The following is a 14,754-nucleotide window of genomic DNA, read 5'->3' as shown; positions in this document are numbered from 1 at the left end:
GCTCAGGGCCGCCAGCCGGTGCCCTCGGCCCACTGCCACGCCCGCTGATAGTTGTCCAGGAACCACGGTTCCTTGGCCACCGCGTAGTCGGCGGATTTGGATGCGGCGTGCTTGGCCGCCAGATAGTCGGCCTGCGCCCCGGGGTTGGCCCGCAGCCAGTCGACGAACAGCAACGCGAACCGCTGGTTGGGCCGGCCGTCCACCCGGACGTGCACGTTGGTGGGCCGACCCGGGTCCGCGGAGCCGTGAAACCGTTTGTGCCACAGCGCATGGTCCTCGGAATGCGGGGTGTCAGCGGTGACCGCCGGGACCCGTGGATAGCCGGCGGCCAGCAGCGGATCGATCAGCTCGTCGGCCAATTCCGGTGCGGCGATGGTGATCTGGATATCGATGACATCCTTGCCGGCCATTCCCGGCACGGCCGTCGAGCCGATGTGATCGATGCGCACCGCCCGGTGTCCGCACGCCGTGTTGAGCCTGGCGATGATGCGGCGTGCCTGGTCCGGCCAGGACGGGTCATAGGGCACCACCGCGTAGTCGCGGGGCGCGGGCGTGCCCGCCTCCAGATTGTGCGCGAACGGCAGGATGCGCTGATGCCAGAGTTCTCTTGCCTTTTCGATCAGGGCGGCCGTCGATCCGGAGTTGTCCAGCCATACATCGGCGACGGCGCGGCGCTGTTCCTCGGTGGCCTGGGCGGCGATCCGGGCCCGCGCATCGGCCTCGGTGAAGCCGCGGTACTCGATCAAGCGGGCCACCCGTAGTTCAGGGTCGGCGTTCACCACGATGACCAACGGGAACATCGGCGCCATCTGGGATTCCACCAGCAGCGGGATGTCCTCGACGATCACGGCGTCTTCGGAGGCGGCGGCGATCAGTTCGGATCGGCGGTGCGCCACCAGGGGATGCACGATGCCGTTGAGCGTCTGACGCAACGCGTCGTCACTGAACGCGACGGCCGCCAGCGCCGGCCGATTCAGCGCTCCGTCGGGGGCCAGGATGTCGTCGCCGAACGCCTCGACCAGCCGGGCCAGCCCCTCGGTGCCCGGTTCGACGACCTCCCGGGAGATGACGTCCCCGTCCACCACGATCCCGCCGAGTTCACTGAACGTCGAGGACACCGTCGACTTGCCCGCACCGATCCCACCGGTCAACCCAATCCGCAGCACCGCACCAGTCTGTCAGGGCGCGATGACGGCTCAGCCGCCGACGCCCGTCAGTTCGACCGTCTGGTGCGCCACCTGCGTCTGCGCCACGGTCTTGCCGTCGGCCAGGTTCACCGCCACCAACCGGCGCGCCACGGGATCGGTGACGTAGGCGATGCCGTCCTGGATGTGCAGATTGGGCATGGGTGACTGCCATGCGTCGGGTTCGGTCCACGGACCGATGGCCGCGATGTGCGCGGTACGCTGCGCCGTCGACGGATCGAACACATGCAGGTGCCCGTCGGTGCCGAGGATCACGGCCTCACCGCGCGGTCCGCGGTCCAGTGACCGGAAGCTGTAGCTGGCCTCGATCGGCACCACCTTCAGTGCGCCGGTGGCGGTGTCGGTGAGGGTGAACCGATGCGGACGCTCCAGGTCGGCGTCCGGGTCGGTCTTGTAGTCGCCGAGTACCACCGGTGACGCGTCGCTGCCCGCCTGGTTGCCGATGCGACCGTAGCCGTCCGGACTGGCCACCTTGCGGAAGTCGTTGCCCACCACGATGAGGATGCCGTCCTGACATCCGAAGGTCAGCGCCCCGCCCGCCGCGGCCGCCTCGCCGTGCAGCCCTGGGCAGTCGTCGGTAGTCGCCACCGGAAGCCCGGTGCCGTCCAGAATGATTGCCCCGGAACGGGTCTCACTGTCACCGACGCTGACCACCGTGGTGCCGTCGGCCCTCGCCACAGCGACCCCGTGGTGCGGCGTGGTCACCGTCGCGTTGCGTGCGGCCCGCTCACCGTCGCGCAGCTTGGCCGGGTCCACCACGTCGACCGCGCCGGTGCCGTCGCTGAACAGGGTCAGCATGCCGTCGTGGGCGACCACATGCCCGGGCTCGGCGCCGCCGTAACGGATGTCGGTCAATTTCGGTGGTGACGTGTAGTGGTGTCCGTGGTCGCCGTGCCGGTCGGTCCAGGTGCCCATGTCCAGGGCGGCGAACCCGTCGGACTGCGATATCAGCACATGCCTGCCGTTGGCGGCGGAGTTCAGCCGGACGAAGCCGTCCACCGGGATATCGGCCACCTGCCGCAGCGTTTCGGCATCCAGGACGAGGACGCCGCCGTCATAGCTGAGCGCCAGACGCGGTGTGGGCGAGGCTTGTTCGGTGGGCTTGACGGCCGTGGGGGTGGCCACCGAGGTGCCGGTGGCTGCCGCCTCACCACCGGGTTCGGCACAGCCCGCCGCGAGTAGGGCAAGAGACAGCACGGCCAGGCCTCGCATCGTCGTCGACATGACAGCGAGTCAAACAGTTGTTGAAAATGATTGTCAAAAAGCGATATGTGCATGTGGCACAACGAAAAACTCCCCGGCTCGAATGAGCCGGGGAGTTCAACGTGGACGAACTGTTATGCGTTACCCGCGAGCTTCTCGCGAAGCGCGGCCAGCTGGGCATCGCTGGCCAGCGAACCACCAGCGGACTCACCCTCCGGGCGAGACGAGCTGCTGGAGGTCGACGGACGAGCCGCCTCTTCGGCCTCGGCAGCGGCGAACTTCTCCATCTGCGCGGTGTGCATCTTGTGCCGGCGCTCGGCCTCGGCGTACCGGGCCTCCCACTCGGTGCGCTGAGTGTCGAAGCCCTCGAGCCACTCGTTGGTGTCGGCGTCGAAGCCCTCGGGGAAGATGTAGTTCCCCGCCTCGTCGTAGCTGTCGGCCATGCCGTACTTCGACGGGTCGAACTCCTCGGTGTAGTCCTCGTTGGCCTGCTTGAGGCTCAGCGAGATACGACGACGCTCCAGGTCGATGTCGATGACCTTGACCATCGCGTCGTCGCCGACCTGGACCACCTGGTCCGGGACCTCGACGTGGCGCTCGGACAGCTCCGAGATGTGCACCAGGCCCTCGATGCCTTCCTCGACGCGGACGAACGCACCGAAGGGCACCAGCTTGGTGACCTTGCCCGGGACGATCTGGCCGATGGCGTGGGTGCGGGCGAAGTGGCGCCACGGATCTTCCTGAGTCGCCTTGAGCGACAGCGAGACCCGCTCGCGGTCCATGTCGACGTCGAGCACCTCCACGGTGACCTCGTCGCCGACGGTGACGACCTCGGACGGGTGATCGATGTGCTTCCAGGACAGCTCGGAGACGTGCACCAGGCCGTCGACACCGCCGAGATCGACGAACGCGCCGAAGTTGACGATCGAGGACACCACACCCTTGCGGATGGCGCCCTTGGTGAGCTGGTTGAGGAACTCGCTGCGCACCTCGGACTGGGTCTGCTCCAGCCAAGCGCGGCGCGAGAGCACCACGTTGTTGCGGTTCTTGTCCAGCTCGATGATCTTGGCCTCGATCTCCTTGCCGATGTACGGCTGCAGATCGCGGACACGACGCATCTCGACCAGGGAGGCGGGCAGGAAGCCACGCAGGCCGATGTCGAGGATCAGGCCGCCCTTGACGACCTCGATGACGGTGCCCTTGACGGCCTCGTCCTTTTCCTTGAGTTCCTCGATGGTGCCCCAGGCGCGCTCGTACTGAGCCCGCTTCTTGGACAGGATCAGCCGGCCTTCTTTGTCCTCCTTGGTGAGAACGAGGGCTTCGACCTCATCGCCGACGGACACAACCTCATTGGGGTCGACGTCGTGCTTGATGGAAAGTTCGCGGGAAGGAATGACACCTTCGGTCTTGTACCCGATGTCGAGCAAGACTTCGTCGCGGTCAACCTTGACAATGGTCCCCTCGACGATGTCGCCATCGTTGAAGTACTTGATCGTCTTGTCGATAGCGGCGAGAAAATCCTCAGCCGAGCCAATATCGTTGATGGCTACTTGCGGCGAGGTCACGGTGGGACTTGGCATATTGTTGGGTTGCTCCGGACAGGTTGAATCGTAGGGACAGTTCAGATAATTTTTCGCACCCGCGGTGTCCGTAGAACCGACCAGACGCACAGGTACTTCCAAAGACTACTGCACCGGGCGCACGCAGGCCAAACCCGGCTACCCTGCTGTCGTGCACCCTGTCGCGCAGCCGCCCCGCCCTCCCATTCCGCCGTGGCCCCGGCGGGTCCGCAAGGTCGGCGCACCGTTGGCCGTGCTCATCGCCCTGGGCACGGTGACCGGACTGCTGATCATCGTGCTGACGCTGACCAATCCGGTCGGCACCACCATCGGGTTCGTGTTGTCCACGGTGGCCATCACCGTGGTGGTGCTGAGTTATCTGTGGCTGGACCGCTGGGAACCCGAGCCGCCGCGGCTGCTGCATCTGGCATTCGTCTGGGGTGCCTCGCTGGCCATCGTGGTGTCGCTGATCTTCGAGCTGTGGTTCGACTCGGCGTTCGCCCCGGTCGCCGGCCTGCCGGAGGGTTTCGAATCCACCGCCATCCGCGCACCGCTCATCGAAGAGGCTGCCAAGGGCCTGTTCCTGCTGGTCATGATGACGGGGCGGCGGCGCAACGAACTGAACTCGCTGACCGACTGCCTGGTGTACGCGGGCCTGGTCGGCGCGGGTTTCGCCTGGCTGGAAGACATCCTCTACATCGCCAACGGTGAATCGGTGGCCGGCTCGCTGCTGACCGCGGCGCTGCGCCTGGTGATGGCGCCGTTCGCGCATTCGCTGTTCACCACGTTCACCGGGATCGGGGTGTACTTCGCGCTCAAACAACGCACCACGATCGCCAAGGTGGCCTGTGTCGGCCTCGGGTATGCGGCCGCGGTCGTGATGCACATGCTGTGGAACGGGTCGTCGTTGCTGGGCATCGAGACGTACTTCGCGGTGTACCTGCTGTGGATGGTGCCCATCTTCGCGCTGGCCATCGTGCTGGCCGTACACAGCCGGCGTCGGGAGCAGCGGGTCGTCGCCGAGAAGCTGCCCGGCATGGTGGCCGCCAGGCTGATCACCGCGAACGAGGCCAGCTGGCTGGGGTCGCTGCGCACCCGCAAACTGGCGATCGCCGAGGTCACCCGGCACAGCGGCAAGAAGGACGGCAAAGCCGTCCGGGACTTCGCCGCACAGGTGGTCGAGCTGGCCTTCGTCCGGGACCGGATCGACCGTGGATTCGGCGACGCCAGGGTGAACGCGCTGCTCGACGAGGAGGCCTACTGGGTGCACGCCGCCCGCGCCTCCACGCCGGCACTGGGCTGGCTGACCAACTACCGCGTGCACTGACTAATGCGCCGCGGCGTCCCAGCTGCGTCCGTAACCCACCGAGACCTCCAATGGCACATCCAGCGGGTAGGCGCCGCCCATGTGTTCGCGGACCAGCGCCTCCAGCGTCTCGCGCTCCCCGTCGGCGACCTCGAACAGCAGTTCGTCGTGCACCTGCAGCAGCATCCGGGATTTCAGGCCGGCGGTTTTGATCGCCTCGTCGACGTTGATCATCGCGACCTTGATGATGTCGGCGGCGCTGCCCTGGATCGGTGCGTTCAGCGCGGCGCGTTCGGCGGCCTCGCGGACGTTGCGGTTACTGCTGTCCAGTTCGGGCAGATACCGGCGCCGGCCCAGCACCGTCGAGGTGTAGCCGTCTTTGCGGGCCTGATCGACGACATCGCGCAGGTAGTCGCGGATTCCGCCGAACCTGTCGAAGTACTGCTCCATCTGCGTCTTGGCCTCTTCGGTGCTGATCTTCAGCTGGGCTGACAGACCGTAGGCGCTCAGGCCGTAGGCCAGTCCGTAGGACATCGCCTTGACCCGGCGCCGCAGCTCGGGATTGACCTCGTCGATCGGCACGTCGAAAGCCCGCGACGCAACGAACGAGTGCAGGTCTTCGCCGGTGTTGAACGCTTCGATGAGTCCCGCGTCCCTGGACAGGTGCGCCATGATGCGCATCTCGATCTGGCTGTAGTCGGCTGTCATCAGGTCGGTGAAGCCGGCACCGACGACGAATCCGTCGCGGATACGCCGGCCGGCTTCGGTGCGGATCGGGATGTTCTGCAGGTTCGGCTCGGTCGACGACAGCCGGCCGGTCGCCGCGATGGTCTGGTTGAAGGTGGTGTGAATACGACCGTCGGAGGCCACCGAGTTGAGCAGGCCGTCGACGGTGACCTTCAGTCGGGTGGCGTCCCGGTGGGCCAGCAGGTGCTGCAGGAACGGATGCCCGGTCTTGTCGAAAAGGCTCTGTAGGGCGTCCGCATCGGTGGTGTAGCCGGTCTTGGTCTTCTTGGTCTTGGGCATCTCCAGCTCGTCGAACAGCACGACCTGCAACTGCTTGGGCGAACCGAGATTGATCTGCTTGCCGATGACCCCGTAGGAGGCCTCGGCGGCGTCGCGGATCTGATCGCCGAACTCGCTCTGCAGCTCCTGCAGATGGGCGATGTCCACGGCGATGCCGGTGGCCTCCAACTCGGCCAGCACCCGCTGCACCGGCAGTTCCATCCGGTCCAGCAGGGACGACGAGTCGATGCGGGCCAGCTCTTCATCCAGCGCATCGGCCAGATCACCGACCGCGGACGCGCGCAACAGCAGCGTCTGCACCGCTTGCTCGTCGACCCCGTCATTGTCGTCGAGCAGCGAAAGCTGTTGTTGCCCGGTATCTTCGGCGCGCAATTCGCGCTTGAGGTAGCGCAGCGACAGATCGTCGAGGGCGAAGCTGCGCTGGCCGGGCCGCACCAGGTACGCCGCCAGGGCGGTGTCGGAGGTGACGCCGCGCAACGTCCACCCCCGGCCGGCCAGGTCGTGCATGGCCAGCTTCGCCTCATGTACCGCCTTGGGCGGGCCGGGGTCGGCCAGCCAGGAGGCCAGCGCCGCTTCGTCCTCGGGAGTCAGGGTGGCGGTGTCCAGGTAGCAGCCCTCCCCGTCGGCCGAGGCGATGGCCAGCGCGGTGGCGTCGGAGTCGAAGGCCTTGTGGGTACCCACCACGGCCAGCCCGAATCGGCGACCGCTGCTGTGTTCGGACAACCAGGCCGCCAGCTCGCCCGGGATCAGCGCGCCGCCGCGCACCTCGAAGCCCACGTCGACCTCCGGATCGGCGGAGCTCAGCGTGTCGAACAGCCGGTCGCGCAGCACCCGGAATTCCAGATCGTCGAACAGCCGGTGGATGTGGTCGCGGTCCCACGGCAGCATCCGCAAGGTGTCCGGTGTCTGTGCCAATGGCACATTCTTGACCAGCTCGGTCAACTCACGGTTGAGGATCACGTGGGACAGGTTGGCGCGCAAGGCATCTCCGACCTTGCCTTTGACCTGGTCGACGTTGTCGACGAGCGTCTGCAGCGACCCGTGCTCGACGATCCATTTGGTGGCCGTCTTCTCCCCCACCCCGGGGATGCCGGGCAGGTTGTCACTCGGATCGCCGCGCAGCGCGGCGAAGTCGGGGTACTGAGTGGGGGTCAGCCCGTACTTCGCCTGGACGGCTTCGGGGGTGAACCGGGTCAGCTCGCTGACACCCTTGATCGGATACAGCACCGTGACGTCGTCGCTGACCAATTGCAGCGAGTCGCGGTCGCCGGTGACCACCAGCACCCGGTAGCCGGCGTCTTGGGCCTGAGTGGCGAGGGTGGCGATGATGTCGTCGGCCTCGAAGCCCTCCTCGGCCAGCACCGTGATGCCGAGCGCGTTCAGCACCTCTTTGGTGATGTCGATCTGGCCGCGGAACTCGTCCGGCGTGGCCGAACGTCCTTCCTTGTACTCCGGGTACTTCTCCTTGCGGAAGGTCTGGCGCGACACGTCGAACGCGGCGGCCACATGGCTGGGCGCTTCGTCGCGCAGCAGGTTGATCAGCATGGCGGTGAATCCGTACACCGCGTTGGTGGTCAGCCCGCCTTGGGTCTTGAAGTTCTCGGCGGGCAGCGCGTAGAACGCCCGGAACGCGAGTGAGTTGCCGTCCAGCAGCATCAGAGTGGGCTTGGTGTCCGTCACGGTTGAACTCACGGACCTCACTCTATTCACCGCCACCGACGCCCAACTGTGCCCGGGCCAGGTGCACCAGTGCGCGGGCCGCCGGACTGACCGGCCCGCCGGCCCGCCAGGCCAGCACCAGGCGGCCGCGCAACTGCGGCACGATCGCGACGGCGTGCACGTCGCGACGCGCGCGCGACACCGAGCTCGGCACGATCGCCGCCCCCAGCCCGCGCGCGGCCAGGTCGGCGAGCGCCTCGGGAGTGGCCGCCTCGAACGCCACCCGCGGCGTCACCCCGGCCGCGGCGCACGCAAGGTCGAACTGCCGCCGGATGCCGCCGCCCACCGGCAGCGAGATCAGCGGTCGGCTCGACAGCTCCGCCAGGCTCACCGAGCGCCGCGCCGCCCACGGATCGTCCGGGCCGACGACCGCGTCGATGGCTTCCTCGGTGGTGCACAGAACCGCCAAGCCCGCGGGGGTCTCGCCGGCGCCGACCGACGCGATCGCCACGTCCAGCCGACCGCTGCGCACCCCGTCGATGAGGGCGTCCGAGGTGTCGGTGGACAGCATGATCTCCACCCCCGGATGCGCGCCGTGGTAGTCGGCGAGCAATCGCGGCAGGTCGACGTTGTGCGAGGTGACCGTGCCGATGGTGACGATGCCGTGCACCAGTTGGGTCACTTCGTCGACGGCGGTACGGGCTTGCGCGACCGCGCGCAGGGCCGTGCGGGCGAACGGCAACATCGCCTCGCCCGCGGCGGTGAGCCGCACCGCCCGGCGGGACCGGTCCAGCAAGGGCTGGCCGAGCTCGCGTTCCAGACGGGCGATCTGGGCGCTGACGGCCGGCTGCGCCACGAGCATCTTCTGCGCGGCCCTGGTGAAGTTGGCTTCCTCGACGACGGCGACGAAGTACTCCAGCTGCCGAAGCTCCATAAGCGCTGATTATAGTTTGTGTCACGAGATGGTATTGGACGAATAGTGCCAGGTCCGCGCACGCTTGAGGCATGCACATTCTCATCGCAGGAGCTGGAATCGGCGGCCTCAGCACGGCGCTGAGCCTGCACGCCCTCGGTATCGGCGCGACCGTCGTCGAGTCGGCGCCCGAACTGCGTGCCCTCGGGGTGGGCATCAATCTGCTGCCACCTGCCGTGCGTGAACTGCACGAGCTCGGGCTGGGCCGGGAGCTGGCGGCCATCGCGGCCACCCCGGCCGTCATCGACTTCTATTCCGACGAGGGCACGCTGCTGTTCCGCGAACCGCGCGGTGTCGAAGGCGGCTACGGCTACCCGCAGTGCTCGGTGCACCGCGGGCGGTTGCAGATGCTGTTGCTGGACGCGGTGACAGACCGGTTGGGTGCCGGTGCCATACACACCGGTGCCGCGGTCACCGCACTGACCGAATCGGCGGACGGTGTGGTGGTCGCGACCCGGGCCGGCGAATTCGGCGCCGATCTGCTGGTCGGTGCCGACGGTATCCACTCGCGGGTGCGCGCGCAGCTGCACCCCGGCCCGGACCCGTTGCTCTTTTCCGGCGTGCGGATGTACCGCGGGGCGGCCCGGATGGGCACCTTTCTGGACGGGCGCACGATGGCGATCGTGAAAGGCGCCGATGGTGTCGAGCTGGTGCTCTATCCGATCGGCGACGGCCTGGTGAACTGGGTATTGCAGGTATCCGAATGCGGACCCGGCGAACTGCCCGGCGATGCCGGCCGGAACACCGCCGCCGACCCGGCCGAGGTGACCGCGCGAATGGCGGAGTGGCGACTGGACTGGTTGGACACCGATCGGCTGGTCGCCGCCTCCGACGCGGTGTTCGCGTACCCGATGGTGGACCGGGAACCGTTGGCTCGCTGGGGCACCCGCCGGGTGACACTGCTCGGAGATGCCGCCCACCCGATGTATCCGGTGGGCGCCAACGGGGGTTCACAGGCGATTCTGGACGCCCGCGCGCTGGCCGACGAACTGGCGGCCGGTCACGGCCTCGCCGGCTACGAGTACCGGCGCATTCCCGAGACCACCGCCGTCGTGCATGCCAACCGGGAGATGCATTGCAGCGCAACCGAAGACCTGGCCCGCACGACGGCCGAGTACCGGCGGAAGACACTCGCAGACAGGAGTTCTCGATGACCATTTTCGTACTGATTCCCGGTGCCTGCCACGGCGGCTGGTGCTTTGACGACCTGGCGGCCGCGCTGCGCGAACGTGGCCACCGGGTGCTGGCGCCGACACTGACCGGCATCGCCGAGCGCGCGCATCTGCTGCATGCCGGAGTGAACCTGGAGACCCATATCGCCGACGTGCTGGCCGAGATGGTGGCGCATCGGGTGTCCGACGCGGTTCTGGTCGGGCACAGTTACGGCGGCATGGTGATCACCGCGGTGGCCGATCGTGCCGGCGCACAGATCGATTCGCTGGTGTACCTGGACGCGTTCGTGCCGCGGGACGGCGAATCGTGCTGGACCCTGACCAATGACGAGCAGCACCGGTGGTACACGGGCGTCGATGCGACCGGCTACGGGGTGCCGCCGCTGCCGTTCTTCGACGAACGCGCCACCGCGCACCCATTGGCCGCACTCATGCAACCGGTGCGTCTGCACGGCGACCTGTCGGGATTCCGTCACCGCGAATTCGTCTATGCCCAGCGCTGGCCCACGGAATCACCGTTCGAAGCGACTTACGCACGCCTGCAAAAGGATCCCGGGTGGGTGACACACTCGCTGGACGGCGCACACAATCTGATGCGGGACAACCACGATGACCTGGTGCGCATCCTGTGCGACGTGGCGCGCGGCTGAGGGCCGAGCGCCGTCACCCGGTGGCGGTGCCGATCGCGGCCAGGATCTGCTCACGACTCGCCGGAGCCAGCCCGACCAATGCCGTGGTGAGACGCCGAACTCCGGAATCATGTGCCAACTCAAGCCAATTCAGCTCGTTTTCGAGTTGCTGCAAATAGGCTTCGTCTTCGCCGGTGAAGTAGTCGGCTCGGATACCGAAGAAATCCGCGATCATCTCGATGGTCTCGCGCGACGGTTGTCCACGTTGACCCGAGCGCAACTGGGACAGGTAGGGCGCGGACAGTGTCATGCCCCTGCCTTCGAGCGCGCGCACCAGTTCCCGGCTGCTGTACGGACCGCGGCCGGGCGGGTGGACCGTCTCGAACAACCGGTTCAACCGTGCCGCAAAACTGGCCGATTCCACCAGGTTCACCCGGGTCCGGCCCCGCCGCCAGTTCATTGCACCGTCATCCATTGCTCAACGCCCCCCGTTTGGCAGATCACCCGTACAGATATTCATCGTATTGACATATCAGTCCACTATATACTGGACGGGGCGCTCGCCACCCGCGGCAGCTACCACTTCACAATTCCGGCCCCGCGTTGACCCTCGAACAATTTGCCAACGCAACTATTTCTGCTAGCCCTCCCCCGCCGCACAGCTAACACGGCGAGCCGAAATCAATTCACTGTCACCGGCTTTCGCCAGACAGCACGAGGTCGCCGCCGCGCGACACGCCTCGCAAACGTCGGCCGAAACCGTTGCCTGGTGGTCGGATGCATGGTAATCACCATGTGCAGAGTTCTCGCCGGGGTGAGGGAGCGACATACATGGCCGGACAACATCGCGAAGGGGTCACCAAACCCGCCGCCGTGGCATGGCTGGGCGCCAGTGCCATTACGTTGGGAATCGGTGCCGCACTGACCACCGGCGCAGCCGTGGCCAATGCCAGCACCGACGATCCCGGTGGTGCGTCGGCGTCGGCCAGTTCTGCTCATCAGGACGGCGATCCGGGCCGGACAGGCGCAGGCTCGAACGAAGCCACGCCGGCGCCTAAGAAGAAGCCCCGGCATCAGGCCGAGGCCAAGGACGATTCCGGCGCGACGAGCGCAGCGCAGGACACCACTCGCAAACGCGCCGCCGTCGCGCGCACCGGGGCGACCACCAAGCCCGGGATTGACACCGCAGCGTCGGTTCGGCCCGCCGCTTCGGCGGTCTCCGCCACGCCGAAGGTGATGACGGAGACCGCCAAGGCCGCCGCCGCCACGCCCGCTGCGACCACCGCGCCCACCAATCCCCTGGCCGGCATCATCGCCGCCGTCCAGTCGTGGGGGCACGCCATCCAGGTGCAGTACTTCAACAACAAACCGAAGGTCGTCAGCGTGAGCGCACCGACGCTGAACTCCGACGGCACCTACTCCGGACAGGTGGTCGCCACCGACAAGGACGGCGACCCGCTGGTCTACTCGGTGTTCCAACCCCATGACGGCAGCGTCGTGACCATCGACCAGACCGGCCACTACACGCTAACCCCGTCCGATTACGCCCAGACCCGACCCACCAGCGACGCCTTCGGGGTCAACGTGGTGGAGTCCAACGCCGACGAGCACTACCACGGCTTCGGACAGATCATCGGGCAGGTCGTCCAGACCGCCCTGCACAACGCGCTCGGGCAGCTGCACTACCCGCCGTACAACGCACCGGATTACGCGACCGTGAGCGCGACCGTGCCGGGAGTGCCGTGGGGTAACACCGATCCGTCCGCCGGCGCGAAGGTGTCGGCGAAGCTGACCGCCGCGTCGGCCCCCACCACCACCGCGCTCACCGACCCGCTGACCACCTTGGTCTACGGCCTGCAGGGATGGTTCAACCGGACGTTCAACAACACCGCGCCCGCCGTCACCATCGGCGCACCCACCAAGAACACCGACGGGAGCTATACGGGTCAGATCACCGCAACCGATCTCGACGGCGACCCGCTGGCAGTCCATTACGACCCGCCGCGAAACGGCACCATCACTGTCACCGATCATGGCGATGGCACCTACACCTATACGTTCATCCCGTCGGATGCCGCGTTGACCACTCCGAACTCGGTGTTCTCGTTCGCCTTCTCTGCGGTCGAGACCAATGCCGCCGACCACTTCCATGGCCTCCCGCAGATCCAGGACTTCATCGTGCAATCAACGCTGGGCAACTTTGCGCGGGCGCTGATCCCCTCCTACAGCTACTCCTGGCCGCCGTACTCTCCGACGGACTGGGCTTGGGGTTCAGATCTCCTTCGAGTGCCCATCGGTCCAGTCGTTCCGCCCACCAACGCCTGACAGCCAAACTGCAACACGTTTCAGTTTTGCGTCCGGACTGGGTACGCTGGCGCTCGTGCCAGCAGCATCCTCGCAGCCCGCGATCGAAGGGTGGTTCGCCACCGACGACGCCGGCGACGCCCACCTGATCGGGGCCAAGTGCCCGCAGTGCGCCACCTATGTGTTCCCGCCGCGGGCCAACAACTGCCCGAATCCGGCCTGTGACAGCGACACTCTGGAGCAGGTGCCGCTGTCCCGGCGCGGCACGGTGTGGAGCTACACCGAGAACCGCTACGCACCGCCGGCGCCGTACCCGGCCTCAGATCCGTTCGAGCCGTTTGCGATCGCCGCGGTGCAGCTCGCCGACGAGGGCCTCATCGTGCTGGGCAAAGTGGTCGAGGGCACCCTGGGTGCCGATCTCAAGGTCGGCATGGAGATGGAACTGACCACCATGCCGTTGTTCACCGACGCCGACGGCGTCGAACGGATCACGCACGCCTGGAGGATCGCCAAATGAGTGAACCCGTCTACATCCTCGGCGCCGGGATGCACCCGTGGGGCAAGTGGGGCCAGGACTTCACCGAGTACGGCGTCGTGGCGGCGCGCGCCGCGCTGGCCGAAGCCGGCCTGGACTGGCGCCAGATCCAACTGGTGGCGGGTGCCGACACCATCCGCAACGGCTATCCCGGCTTCATCGCCGGGTCGACGTTCGCCCAGAAGCTGGGCTGGAACGGGGTGCCGGTCTCCTCGAGCTATGCCGCCTGCGCCAGCGGATCGCAGGCGCTGCAGAGCGCGCGCGCCCACATCCTGGCCGGTTTCTGCGATGTCGCCCTGGTGATCGGTGCCGACACCACTCCGAAGGGCGCGTTCGCCCCGGTCGGTGGCGAACGGAAGAACGATCCGGACTGGCAGCGCTTCCATCTGATCGGCGCGTCCAACCCGGTCTACTTCGCGCTGCTGGCGCGGCGCCGGATGGACCTGTACGGCGCCACCCTGGAGGACTTCGCCCAGGTCAAGGTGAAGAACGCCAAGCACGGCCTGACGAACCCGAACGCCCGGTTCCGCAAGGAATCCAGCGTCGAGGACGTGCTGGCCAGTCCGGTGGTGGCCGACCCCCTCCGGCTGCTGGACATCTGTGCCACCTCCGACGGTGCGGCCGCGCTGATCGTGGCCAGCAAGTCCTTCGCGGAGAAGCACCTCGGCTCGGTCGAGGGAATACCGTCGGTGCGGGCCATCAGCACGGTGACCCCGCGCTACCCGCAGCACCTGCCCGAATTACCCGATATCGCCACCGATTCCACGGCCGTGGTGGCCGCGCCCGAGCGGGTGTTCAAGGATCAGATCCTGGACGCCGCCTATGCCGAGGCCGGCATCGGGCCCGAAGACGTGAGCCTGGCCGAGGTGTACGACCTGTCCACCGCACTGGAACTGGACTGGTACGAGCATCTGGGCCTGTGCGCCAAGGGCGAGGCCGAGGCCCTGCTGCGCAGCGGTGCCACCACCATCGGCGGCCGGATCCCGGTCAACGCCTCGGGTGGGCTGGCCTGCTTCGGTGAAGCCATTCCGGCCCAGGCCATCGCCCAGGTCTGCGAACTGACCTGGCAGCTGAAGGGTCAGGCCACCGGCCGACAGGTCGAGGGCGCGAAGGTGGGCGTGACCGCCAACCAGGGCCTGTTCGGACACGGCTCCTCGGTGATCGTCGCGCGGTAGACGCTATC

The 14,754-nt window shown here is 67.2% G+C and carries 12 protein-coding genes; 6 read left to right on the top strand and 6 right to left on the bottom strand.

Features of this window, described 5'->3' with window-relative positions; genetic code table 11:
* Positions 1 to 2: 2 nt before the first annotated feature.
* From coaE to rpsA, 3 genes are all read right to left on the bottom strand, one after another.
* The gene (gene coaE, locus ACXPWS_RS12975) at positions 3 to 1,166 is read right to left on the bottom strand and encodes a dephospho-CoA kinase (RefSeq protein ID WP_458712808.1); all 1,164 of its coding nucleotides are present in this window, start codon (positions 1,164 to 1,166) and stop codon (positions 3 to 5) included.
* Between the two features lie 30 nt (positions 1,167 to 1,196).
* Entirely contained in the window at positions 1,197 to 2,429 is a 1,233-nt protein-coding gene (locus tag ACXPWS_RS12970; RefSeq protein WP_458712807.1) for a hypothetical protein, read from the bottom strand.
* A 113-nt stretch (positions 2,430 to 2,542) separates the two neighbouring features.
* Complete coding sequence (rpsA, locus tag ACXPWS_RS12965; protein WP_458712806.1) at positions 2,543 to 3,988, bottom strand: 30S ribosomal protein S1; 1,446 nt, start codon at positions 3,986 to 3,988, stop codon at positions 2,543 to 2,545.
* Positions 3,989 to 4,139: 151 nt separating this feature from the next.
* On the opposite strand from rpsA, the gene ACXPWS_RS12960 reads away from it, so the two are divergent.
* Positions 4,140 to 5,294 (top strand): PrsW family intramembrane metalloprotease, encoded by a 1,155-nt coding sequence (locus ACXPWS_RS12960; protein ID WP_458712805.1) that lies wholly within the window; start codon positions 4,140 to 4,142, stop codon positions 5,292 to 5,294.
* Here ACXPWS_RS12960 and polA read toward each other — a convergent pair whose 3' ends face one another.
* Positions 5,295 to 7,955 carry a DNA polymerase I gene (polA, locus tag ACXPWS_RS12955; RefSeq protein WP_458713523.1) on the bottom strand — a complete coding sequence of 887 codons (2,661 nt, stop codon included), beginning with the start codon at positions 7,953 to 7,955 and terminating at the stop codon, positions 5,295 to 5,297.
* A gap of 46 nt (positions 7,956 to 8,001) precedes the next feature.
* On the bottom strand, positions 8,002 to 8,892 hold the full coding sequence (locus ACXPWS_RS12950) for a LysR substrate-binding domain-containing protein (RefSeq protein WP_458712804.1): 891 nt from the start codon (positions 8,890 to 8,892) through the stop codon (positions 8,002 to 8,004).
* A gap of 71 nt (positions 8,893 to 8,963) precedes the next feature.
* Between ACXPWS_RS12950 and ACXPWS_RS12945 the strand changes: the two genes are divergently transcribed.
* Both ACXPWS_RS12945 and ACXPWS_RS12940 read left to right on the top strand, forming a co-directional pair.
* Positions 8,964 to 10,085 (top strand): FAD-dependent monooxygenase, encoded by a 1,122-nt coding sequence (locus tag ACXPWS_RS12945; protein WP_458712803.1) that lies wholly within the window; start codon positions 8,964 to 8,966, stop codon positions 10,083 to 10,085.
* Positions 10,082 to 10,753 (top strand): alpha/beta fold hydrolase, encoded by a 672-nt coding sequence (locus tag ACXPWS_RS12940; protein ID WP_458712802.1) that lies wholly within the window; start codon positions 10,082 to 10,084, stop codon positions 10,751 to 10,753. Before ACXPWS_RS12945 ends, ACXPWS_RS12940 begins: the two co-directional genes overlap by 4 nt.
* 13 nt (positions 10,754 to 10,766) lie before the next feature.
* Here the strand turns inward: ACXPWS_RS12940 and ACXPWS_RS12935 are convergent, their stop codons facing one another.
* Positions 10,767 to 11,207, bottom strand: coding sequence for an XRE family transcriptional regulator (locus tag ACXPWS_RS12935; protein WP_458712801.1), 441 nt, complete (start codon positions 11,205 to 11,207; stop codon positions 10,767 to 10,769).
* 356 nt (positions 11,208 to 11,563) lie between these two features.
* On the opposite strand from ACXPWS_RS12935, the gene ACXPWS_RS12930 reads away from it, so the two are divergent.
* The 3 genes from ACXPWS_RS12930 to ACXPWS_RS12920 are packed head-to-tail and all read left to right on the top strand — an operon-like array spanning position 11,564 to position 14,746.
* Positions 11,564 to 13,057: a hypothetical protein gene (locus tag ACXPWS_RS12930; protein WP_458712800.1), complete on the top strand. Its 1,494-nt coding sequence runs from the start codon at positions 11,564 to 11,566 to the stop codon at positions 13,055 to 13,057.
* 55 nt (positions 13,058 to 13,112) lie between these two features.
* The gene (locus ACXPWS_RS12925) at positions 13,113 to 13,553 is read left to right on the top strand and encodes a Zn-ribbon domain-containing OB-fold protein (protein WP_458712799.1); all 441 of its coding nucleotides are present in this window, start codon (positions 13,113 to 13,115) and stop codon (positions 13,551 to 13,553) included.
* Positions 13,550 to 14,746 (top strand): lipid-transfer protein, encoded by a 1,197-nt coding sequence (locus ACXPWS_RS12920; protein WP_458712798.1) that lies wholly within the window; start codon positions 13,550 to 13,552, stop codon positions 14,744 to 14,746. Before ACXPWS_RS12925 ends, ACXPWS_RS12920 begins: the two co-directional genes overlap by 4 nt.
* Positions 14,747 to 14,754 lie beyond the last annotated feature (8 nt).

This window comes from Mycobacterium sp. BMJ-28 (assembly GCF_054404835.1).
Note: the sequence above shows the minus strand (reverse complement) of the source record. Positions and strands in the feature narration are given on the sequence as shown.